Below are 9,230 nucleotides of genomic sequence, written 5' to 3'. Positions count from 1 at the left end.
TAATACCAAACCGCTATCAAGATGCTTAATAAATCCAGTTAAAATTACAAAGCGATTTCATTTTTTCCTTTTCATTATGTAATTCCCTCAAGGCTTTTTCAAGTTTATCATCAACTGCATCCAATGAGTTGAATGTATAGTTCTTGAATCCCTTTTGTTCACGGATATAGTCCCATATATGCTCAACAGGGTTTAATTCGGGAGAATATGGTGGCAAATGTAGTAGTCTTATGTTTTGGGGAACTGCAAGTTCTTTGCTGATATGCCATCCTGCTCCATCCAAGATCATGACAATTCGATAGTGATTATAATGTATTGATACTTCTGTCAGAAAAACATTCATTAGCTCTGTATTATTGCAAGGGGCAATGATGGAATAGGTTTCTCCTGTTTCCGGACAAACAGTACTGTAAGCATAAGTGTATTCTCGAACAAATTGTTGAGTAACTAGGGGTCGGTATTTTTTAGGAACCCAACATCTGTTTACATTGTTGATTCTTCCGAATCGGGCTTCATCTTGAAAAAATAATTTTTCCGGCCTTTTATCCTTTACTTCTGTGAAGTAGGAGCCCAATAACTGCGGGAGTTTTTTTTAAACACCTTCTGTTTTTTTATGTCTTTTTGAGGATGTTCCGGACGGGGAGCTTTTTTCTTCCAGTTGTGTCGGGAAAATAAATCCCATATATAATCATCTGATACCGATTTGCCCAAACTGCTTTATATCAACTTTTTTATATCATTAACAGTAAGTATCTGACCTTTTACTGCTTTCTGTTCTAAAGTTTTTAACAAGCTGGATTCTTGCTTTAAAGACATGTGGCTACGTTGCTCACGTCTACCACCCCAAACTAATCCCGTATCAAAATCGGCTCCGTCCTTATTATATAGCTGAACGAGCCGATAAACCTTCTCTTTATTTATTCCTAATAAAGAAGCGTACTCTTCAGCCTGCTTCCCTGGATTGGTACTTACGCTATAAATAATCTGCCAGTATTGAAAAAGCCTTACGTCTTTTTGTCCTTGCAATTTCTTCAGCAAAGCTTGTTTGCTTAAATGTGGTTTTACTTTTAACTGTAACATGTGGCTTTTTGTCCACAATATTACAAAATTATTTTATATATCTTGATAGCGGTTTAGTATCAAACAGCGAAAATTGAGAATTCAGGAAGTGCAATTATAAAATTCCATATTTGCACTTAATTAAATGCAAATAATACCCATCCGCTTGAAGATTTCAGCTATTTAGGAATACGGATGGTTTCCATTAAAATACTTTTCAACACACTAAATTTCAGGCTAAATAAGCCTACCCATTCTCCACCCTAAATTGTATATTTGGTTCCCTTAAAAAATGACCCGCGAAGAAGCCAAAAATAGCATTCAAAAACTCGTTGAACGGTTTGCAGAACACCGTAAAGATTACCATTTGCCCGATTACAACGAAGCAAAAACACGGCAAGACTTCATTAACCCACTTTTTAAGGCACTTGGCTGGGATATTGACAACGAAAAAGGAGATTCCGAAGCATACCGCGAGGTGATCTATGAAGATAAAGTTGTAGTGCGCGGAAAGGCCAAAGCACCCGATTACGGTTTTCGTTTAGCAGGCAGCGGAAAACAACGCCTGTTCTTTGTTGAAGCAAAAAAACCTTCCGTTCCCCTTAAAACAAATAAAGAAGCATCGTATCAATTAAGGCGTTATGGAAGCAGTGCACAAGCGCACGTTTCTATTCTTACCAATTTTGAAGATTTTATAGTTTACGATTGCTCGCGTGTTCCTAACTTAAACGACAGCGCAAGCGTTGCAAAATTAAAGCACATCTCTTTTGAAGATTACGTTAAAGAGTTTGATTTTATTTACGACACGTTTTCTCATGATGCAATAACAAAAGGTCGTTTCGATTCGTTTGTAAAAAGTGCCGCCACTAAAAAAGGAACCGACACCCTTGATAAACGATTTGTTAAAAGTCTTGATGAATGGCGTTTGTATCTTGCAAAAAGCATCGCGTTAAATAACCACAAATTAACAGATGAAGAAATAAACTTTTCCGTTCAGCAAACACTTGATCGTTTAATATTCCTGCGCTTTTGCGAAGATCGTGCAGTAGAACCTGAAGCTCAATTGCAAAAAGCTGTTTCAAAGGGCGATTCCTATAAAAATCTGCTCGATCTTTTTAATCAGGCTGACGATAAATACAATTCCGGTCTTTTCGATTTTAAGAAAGATATTATCACACCCAACCTTAAAATCGACAACAAGGTTCTGAAAATTGTCATTAACGAATTATATTTCCCCTTATGCAATTACGATTTTCGTGTAATGCCTATTGAAGTATTGGGCAATGCTTATGAGCAATTCCTTGGGAAAGTAATTCGTACTACACCCGCACGAGGTGTTAAAATTGAAGAAAAGCCTGAAGTACGTAAAGCCGGTGGAGTATTTTACACACCTCAGTATATTGTTGAATACATAGTAAAAAATACCGTAGGGAAATTGATTGACGGAAAAACGCCAAAAGAAATTGAGAAAATAAAAATTGTTGACCCTGCATGCGGCAGCGGTTCATTTTTAGTGGGCGCATTTGAATATTTACTCAATCACCACGTTAACTGGTATCATGAAAAAGGATATGCTACAAAGAAAGGAAAGGACAATCCTTTTACACCGCAGGGCACCTTAACCACACACGAAAAAAAGCGCATACTGACCAATAATATTTTTGGTGTTGATCTTGATGCCAATGCTGTTGAAGTAAGTAAGCTAAGTTTGTTACTTAAATGCATGGAAGGTGAAACCGAAGCCTCTATTAAACAGCAGATAAGCCTATTTCATGAGCGAGTTCTACCTGATCTCGACAATAATATTAAAGATGGGAATAGTTTAATTGATACCGACTTTTACGATGAGTTTGAGTTGGGGTTTGAGAAGCATATAAAACCTTTCGATTGGAAACATGCATTTCCTGATGTTTTTAATGTAAAAAATACGCCTATTCAAAAAGTGAACCCCAAAGAAAGATTAAAAAAAGCGCTTGTTAAATCGGCAGAAGCAGAAAAAGAGTTAGACGATGCGATGAAAGGTTTTACAGATAGCGTAGAAGAACCGTTTATGCTTTATGGCAAAACCGGTGGATTTGATATTGTTATTGGTAATCCTCCATATGGAGCGTTATTATTACCTGATGAAGATTTGTATCTGAGACAAAAATATAATGTTTCAAACTATCAGCTTGATACGTACAATCTTTTTACTGAACGAGCTATACAGATTGCAAATAGCAATGCAAAAATTGGATTTATTATACCTTCCGCATGGACGGCTTCTGTTTATGATGATAAATACAGAAAATTTCTCTCAAAGTAGGTTTGTATAGATGAAATTGTAATTACACCGAAACAAACATTTAAGGATGCAACAGTGGAAACTTGTATTATATTATTTTCAACAGGTAATCCACCGGATTCTTTTTCAGTTAACAGATGGGACACTGAATTGAAAGAAAGTTATACTCTTAAATTAAGTACAATCACAAACAATCAAACTTTTCTTTTCCCAATATATACTAATCCAAAATCTTTGTCAGTTATTGAAACTGTTAGGCAATGTAAAACTCAGTTGTCCGACTTTGCTGAAGTAGTTTGGGGTGTAAAAGTTTACGAAAAAGAGAAAGGCATAGCACCACAAAAAGGAAACGAATTTCCATAGCGAAAAGAAGACGAAATCTACACACCGGCCTTTATTAGGAGGATCTGAAATTTTGAGATACTCTTTAAACTGGAAAGGCGGGTATATTGATTATGGAAGGTGGTTAGCTGCACCGCGCAAGCCCGAATGGTTTAATGGTGAAAGAATTATTGTAAGGGAAGTTACTGCAAAAGGAATAATTCAGGCTACTTTCATTGATGGCGATTACGTTTTTTCCAATTCAGTTGATGGGATAAGGCTTGTTGGAAATAGAATAGAACCTAAATACCTCTTAGGACTTATTAATTCAAAATTAATTTCTTTCTATCATCTAAATACTTCTCCTAACGCATTCAAAGGAACATTTCCAAAAATGCTTTTGCAAGATTTGAGGGACTTGCCAATACAGGAAGGTAAAGCAACTACAAGAGTTGAAGTTATAAAGCATGTTGATTTACTTTTAAAATTAAATGAAGAATTAAAAACCGAGAAACTTCAAACCAAAACAGACCAAATAAGACAACGTATTGAATACAGCGAAGAAAAAATAAATCAATTAGTTTATGAGCTGTATGAATTAACCCATGAAGAAATTAAAATTGTAGAAGGAGGGTCAAGTGAGTAACGATCCTTCGACAGGCTCAGTACGAGATCCACGCATACAAAAAGCTCTTGAAAATTGGGATGCCAATGTTGCTATATTAGCAACAATGCCTGACAAAAGGCTTTCTGAAAAACTGGATGTAATTAACATGCAATCAGCAATTGCTCATAAAAAGAAACTAACATCCTCAATTGAGTTACTTGAAATTTGGTGGAGGCAAGTAGTAGATGCTCGTATTTACAAAGCAGAAAATAATATTCCCGATGCGCCCAATGAAATTGAATTAGCTATTGCAGATATTGAAACTGTAATGGTTAAATCGGAAGAACGGCAGGAAATATATATAGAGGCAAAGCCTGATCAACATTCTCAGCCCAAACCTCAAATTCAATCAGATGATGACAGTCAATTGTCATTGTTTTAGGTCGAGATACTAATTATATTTAATTTCCGTGAAGAGCACATTAAAAAAAGATTTTTACTTGAAAAGGATCCAAAATCAATTGAATTAGCAAAAAACAATTATGAAGTTTTTCATATCGATGAAAATTTTGATTCAAAAAAGTTAGATTCAAAGAAGAATTGCATTTTTTATGCTGTCACTGATAAAAGTACTGATAAAGCCATTGGTGGATTTGCACATAAAATAGAAGGCAACAACTATATATTCCCCGTACCTGATCCTACATTAATTTATTTTCATAATGCTCAAATTAGTGTTTCGCGCATTAAAGAGTTCAAGTATAATCTTTTAATCAAACTTGATCTTTCACAAAAAGTAACAGAAACTGCTATTAATGAAATGTATAACTATTATGGACTTACGAGTGGGTTCGTTATCTATCTATTTACATCAATTGAATCATTCATTAATCAGCTAATCCCCGATAATTACTCTTTTAAAAAAGAACAATCAAAGAAAACTGAAATATTTAATAAATCTCAGATACAGGAACATCTTGATTTTAAAACAAAAATAACAGAGGTCTTACCAGATGTTACCAAGAAAAATTTCTTTCAAAAATCTACTTCGAGCAATCAAAGGATATGGAACCTTAAAAATTTTCGTGATGATATTGTCCATACGAAACATGAGGATAATCCATTACGCTATGAGAAACTAATCAAAACCGCATTAAATTTTGATTACAACAAAACCCTTGAATCAGTGGCTGCATTTATGAACTTTTATCGTAAAGATTACATAATTGAATGCGGTTGTGGGGTTGATTATTAATATATACCCGTTTGGGTACTAATAAAAGATCAAAGAGCAATTTTTATATTCCTAACGGATATACTAACCCTTCTTCGGCCCCGCCACAAAGTCTTTCAGGTAGTACGGTTCAAAATAAGCGACATCTTCAAATTGTTGTGTATTAAAGGCTGCCTCTGAAAAAGAGATCATAGCAGCAGCTGATGGAAATACATTATCAATAAAAACAGCGTTAGCATTTGTTCCGAGCTTTTCACGGCATTTGGCAGCGCCATCGCCAAAAAAATAAATTACATTATTTTTCAAGTGTTCTTCAAAAGAGTGTTCATCAATTATTTTGGCTTGTATGGGTTCGATTTCGTTTAATTTCTCATCATACAAAGCACAATATACTTCCATCCTTCTTGCATCCAACATGGGACAAAGCAAAGGGACGAGGGACGAAGGACGAGGGACGAGGGAAATATTTTCATTTCGACTTTGAACTTTGAACTTTGAACTTTGAACCAGAAATGTGAGGCATTTGAGGGTAGATAAACCAATGAGCGCCTTCCCCAACCCATAACACAACCCCTTCGCAGTCGAAACCCCAATACGTAAACCCGTATACGAACCGGGCCCTTTACTTATGGCAATGGCGTCAAGATCACTAAATTTTATGTTAGCTTCTTTGACAAGTCCTTCAATAAAAACAGTCAGATTTTCGGCGTGGGTGTATCCGTTGTTGATTTCTTTCAGAGCAAGCAGTTCACCGTCTTTTGCAAGCGCCACAGAACAAACGGTGGTAGCTGTTTCAATATTCAGTATCAATGCCATCGCTATTTCTTCTTAACATTGAAAAGCTGGGATTTATCAACTACAGTAACTTTTGTCCCATTCTTCAATGTTTTCGAAACAACCGAGTAAGGCGCCGAAATTACCTCATCGCCCTCTTTAACTCCTTCAACGATCTCAATGTAGTCATTATCCTGTATACCTGTTTTCACCAGTTGCAGTTTAGCTTTTCCCTCCTCCAACAAAAAGACACACTCCTGTATTTTAGGCTGGCCCTCCTCCTTCTCTTTTACTTTATTCTCCTTTTCGTTCTCGATCTTAATTTCATTTTCGTCCTCACTATCATTATTCATTCCTTTCTTCACCGCCGAATCGCTGCGTGTGGTAACAGCCTGAATGGGCAAGGCAACAACATTATTCATTGTTTTAGTTTGTATGTCTACCGAGGCCGACATACCCGGACGAAATGGTGATGTTCGTATATCATCTCCTTTTATCAGGTCCTTGTATGATTCCTGCAGCACGCGGATCTTTACTGTAAAATTTGTTACCTGGTCGGCCGAAACGCCCAGAGTATTAGCTGAGTTGGCCATTTCAGTAACAATACCCTTAAATTTTCTTTCATACGAAACGGCATCCACCTGTATCAATGCTGTGTCATTCAAATGCACGCGTGTAATGTCATTTTCGTTTACATCCACACTGGCTTCCATTTCGTTCAGATTCGCAATACGTATCAATTCGGTTCCTGCCATTTGTGAAGTACCTACAACACGCTCACCCTTTTCAACACTGAGCTTGGAAACAGTTCCACTGACCGGCGCGAATATGCTTGTCTTTTCTAACCTGTCACTCGATTCCTGCAAAGCGGCTTCCGCATTCTGAACATTGAACTCCGCGGCAGCTACACTTTGTTTCGAAGCCTCTATATCGGCCTTTCCGCTTTCATAAGAAGCCTTTGAAATATCAAAATCAGATGCGGAAATAGCGCCCTGGTCGAACAATTTTTTATTCCTGTTATAGGCAGCTTCCGTATTCGCGAACTGCGATTGCACCTGCAGCAAACGCGCCCTCGCATTCGACAAATTCGCTTTTGATGAATTCATGGTCGCTTTAATCGCTTCCAGCTGCGACAAATAAATATTAGGATTTATTTTAACCAGCAGATCACCTTTATTCACATGCGCCCCTTCTTTCACATTTAGTTCCACAACCTCTCCCGAAACTTCGGAGCTGAGCTTCACTTCCACTTCGGGCTGTATCTTGCCATTGGCGGAAACTGTTTCAATAATGGTTCTGCGCTCTGCCTTTTCAGTGGCTACCTCTGTATTATCAGAAGATGTGCATTTTTTTACCCCGATCAGAATAGAAATGAGCAGGATCGCTCCTGTAATAAGTACCCAAGGTTTCTTCATCTGTAGTGTTTTATAAAGTCAAGGGCTTGCCCTGGTAAAAGTCAAGCACTTTTGATCTGAATACAAAATCGTATTTAGCCTGAACAAGGTCGGATTTCGCTTTGGCCAGTTTTGTTTTGGCCAGGTTGTAATCAAACACATTCAGCGCACCAACATTGTATTTCTGTTCACTGTATTTAAACGATTCTTCATTTGCCTCAACAGCCTTTTTTGATGCAATGTACTTTTTAAGACCGGCATTGGCATCGGCATACGCCTGCTGTATACTTTTCTGAAGCTGCTGTTTGGTTTGTTCAAGCGCCAAATCAGCATTCATCTTCGATATCCTGGCCCTACTTATTGATGAATGTGTTTGCAAACCATTGAACAAGGGAACCGTTAAACGGAATCCCAAGGTTTGATTCACATTATCCCTGTACTGTTTTGAAAAAGAATTATTTTCAAATACAGGAACAACATGAGGAGCGAACACAGGCTGAAAAGTAGTTGTAGAACCAAAAACATTTGTATAACCAATAGTATCAACGCCAGAAATGCCATACGACGTTACTGATTTACTTAATCCCGAATAACCCGTTCCATAGGTCGCATTTAAACTTAGCTGTGGGCTTATGGCTCCTTTGGCTGCGGACACTCCCCTTTCGGCGCCAAGCAATTTAAGTTCTGCGCTTTTTACTTCAGGAAGATTTTTAACAGCCTGGTTAAAGATCTGGGAAGGAGAATTGATGAGTAGATTTTCAAGCGGAAGAACCAGTTCGGGTTTTTGTATTTCAAATCCATTCACCGAGTCCAGGTTTAAAAGTTGTATCAATGAGAGGTATGCGAGATCGAGTTGATTCCGGGCATTCGCAAGAGTAAGTTCATCAGTGGCTTGCTGCGCCTGCATATCAAGCAAACTGCCTTTGGCCAAAGTGCCTGCATCAAATAACTTCTGGGTACGGTCTAATTGTTTAATGGTGATTTCAAGCTGGTTGTTCGCGACTGCCAGTAGTTCCTGGTTAAAAAGTATCTGTAAGTAAGCTCCCGCAACATTCAATGAAATGTCGTTCCGGTTCTTTTCAATATCAAATTTATTGGCGAGATAATTATACTGGTTCTGCCTGATCGTATTATAACGCTGCAAACCATTGAACAAATTAAGGCTTCCGCTTACATACAGATTCTGCGAAAGCACTGTGCTATTCGCAAACGTATTCGTGTATTGATCGATGGTACGGCCGTAGTTGTAAGTATGCTGCATCATACCATTCACGCTGGGCAAAGCCCCTGCTTCGGTTTGAAGAAGGTTTACTTTTGACAACTCCGCATTGAGCTGGGTTTGCTTAAGTTGAATATTAGTTTTAAGCGCATATTCGATGCACTGTTGTAAACTCCAGGGCCCCTGAGGAGCAACAGTGTTTTGTGAAAAAACAGCGGGTGCAAAAAAAAGCAATAAAAAAAACGCAACTATTTTTATGGCCATAAACAACACATTCTTAAACAGGCATAAAATTAATGAAATGACCGGATTATGGCTCAATTAAATGATTGGCGGTA

At 37.6% G+C, this 9,230-nt stretch carries 10 protein-coding genes; 4 read left to right on the top strand and 6 right to left on the bottom strand.

Annotated elements, in window-relative coordinates:
• Positions 1-25: 25 nt before the first annotated feature.
• From HYU69_07245 to HYU69_07235, 3 genes are read right to left on the bottom strand one after another with little or no spacing between them, the layout of a single operon-like run.
• Positions 26-574, bottom strand: a complete 549-nt coding sequence (locus tag HYU69_07245; GenBank protein MBI2270140.1) for an IS630 family transposase — start codon at positions 572-574, stop codon at positions 26-28.
• On the bottom strand, positions 550-711 hold the full coding sequence (locus HYU69_07240; GenBank protein ID MBI2270139.1) for a winged helix-turn-helix domain-containing protein: 162 nt from the start codon (positions 709-711) through the stop codon (positions 550-552). Before HYU69_07240 ends, HYU69_07245 begins: the two co-directional genes overlap by 25 nt.
• A 6-nt stretch (positions 712-717) precedes the next feature.
• Positions 718-1,080, bottom strand: a complete 363-nt coding sequence (locus HYU69_07235; GenBank protein ID MBI2270138.1) for a hypothetical protein — start codon at positions 1,078-1,080, stop codon at positions 718-720.
• A 271-nt stretch (positions 1,081-1,351) separates the two neighbouring features.
• On the opposite strand from HYU69_07235, the gene HYU69_07230 reads away from it, so the two are divergent.
• The 4 genes from HYU69_07230 (at position 1,352) to HYU69_07215 (ending at position 5,526) form a co-directional block, all read left to right on the top strand.
• Complete coding sequence (locus HYU69_07230; protein MBI2270137.1) at positions 1,352-3,364, top strand: N-6 DNA methylase; 2,013 nt, start codon at positions 1,352-1,354, stop codon at positions 3,362-3,364.
• A gap of 394 nt (positions 3,365-3,758) precedes the next feature.
• On the top strand, positions 3,759-4,310 hold the full coding sequence (locus HYU69_07225) for a hypothetical protein (protein MBI2270136.1): 552 nt from the start codon (positions 3,759-3,761) through the stop codon (positions 4,308-4,310).
• Positions 4,303-4,713: a hypothetical protein gene (locus tag HYU69_07220; protein MBI2270135.1), complete on the top strand. Its 411-nt coding sequence runs from the start codon at positions 4,303-4,305 to the stop codon at positions 4,711-4,713. Before HYU69_07225 ends, HYU69_07220 begins: the two co-directional genes overlap by 8 nt.
• A 378-nt stretch (positions 4,714-5,091) precedes the next feature.
• Positions 5,092-5,526, top strand: a complete 435-nt coding sequence (locus HYU69_07215; protein ID MBI2270134.1) for a hypothetical protein — start codon at positions 5,092-5,094, stop codon at positions 5,524-5,526.
• A 63-nt stretch (positions 5,527-5,589) separates the two neighbouring features.
• Here the strand turns inward: HYU69_07215 and tsaB are convergent, their stop codons facing one another.
• Genes tsaB through HYU69_07200 form a run of 3 tightly spaced genes read right to left on the bottom strand, consistent with a single transcriptional unit; the run spans position 5,590 to position 9,156 of the window.
• The gene (gene tsaB, locus HYU69_07210; protein ID MBI2270133.1) at positions 5,590-6,321 is read right to left on the bottom strand and encodes a tRNA (adenosine(37)-N6)-threonylcarbamoyltransferase complex dimerization subunit type 1 TsaB; all 732 of its coding nucleotides are present in this window, start codon (positions 6,319-6,321) and stop codon (positions 5,590-5,592) included.
• A gap of 2 nt (positions 6,322-6,323) precedes the next feature.
• On the bottom strand, positions 6,324-7,694 hold the full coding sequence (locus tag HYU69_07205) for a biotin/lipoyl-binding protein (protein MBI2270132.1): 1,371 nt from the start codon (positions 7,692-7,694) through the stop codon (positions 6,324-6,326).
• A gap of 10 nt (positions 7,695-7,704) precedes the next feature.
• Entirely contained in the window at positions 7,705-9,156 is a 1,452-nt protein-coding gene (locus tag HYU69_07200; protein ID MBI2270131.1) for a TolC family protein, read from the bottom strand.
• Positions 9,157-9,230 lie beyond the last annotated feature (74 nt).

It is taken from the genome of Bacteroidota bacterium, assembly GCA_016183775.1.
Lineage (GTDB): Bacteria > Bacteroidota > Bacteroidia > JABDFU01 > JABDFU01 > JABDFU01.
This window is presented reverse-complemented; position numbering and strand designations above follow the sequence as displayed.

Coding starts and splice junctions, on each gene's coding strand:
- HYU69_07235 (MBI2270138.1), bottom strand. CDS start 1,080: ATGTTACAGTTAAAAGTAAAACCACATTTAAGCAAACAAGCTTTGCTG.
- HYU69_07230 (MBI2270137.1), top strand. CDS start 1,352: ATGACCCGCGAAGAAGCCAAAAATAGCATTCAAAAACTCGTTGAACGG.
- HYU69_07215 (MBI2270134.1), top strand. CDS start 5,092: ATGTATAACTATTATGGACTTACGAGTGGGTTCGTTATCTATCTATTT.
- tsaB (MBI2270133.1), bottom strand. CDS start 6,321: ATGGCATTGATACTGAATATTGAAACAGCTACCACCGTTTGTTCTGTG.
- HYU69_07205 (MBI2270132.1), bottom strand. CDS start 7,694: ATGAAGAAACCTTGGGTACTTATTACAGGAGCGATCCTGCTCATTTCT.
- HYU69_07200 (MBI2270131.1), bottom strand. CDS start 9,156: ATGGCCATAAAAATAGTTGCGTTTTTTTTATTGCTTTTTTTTGCACCC.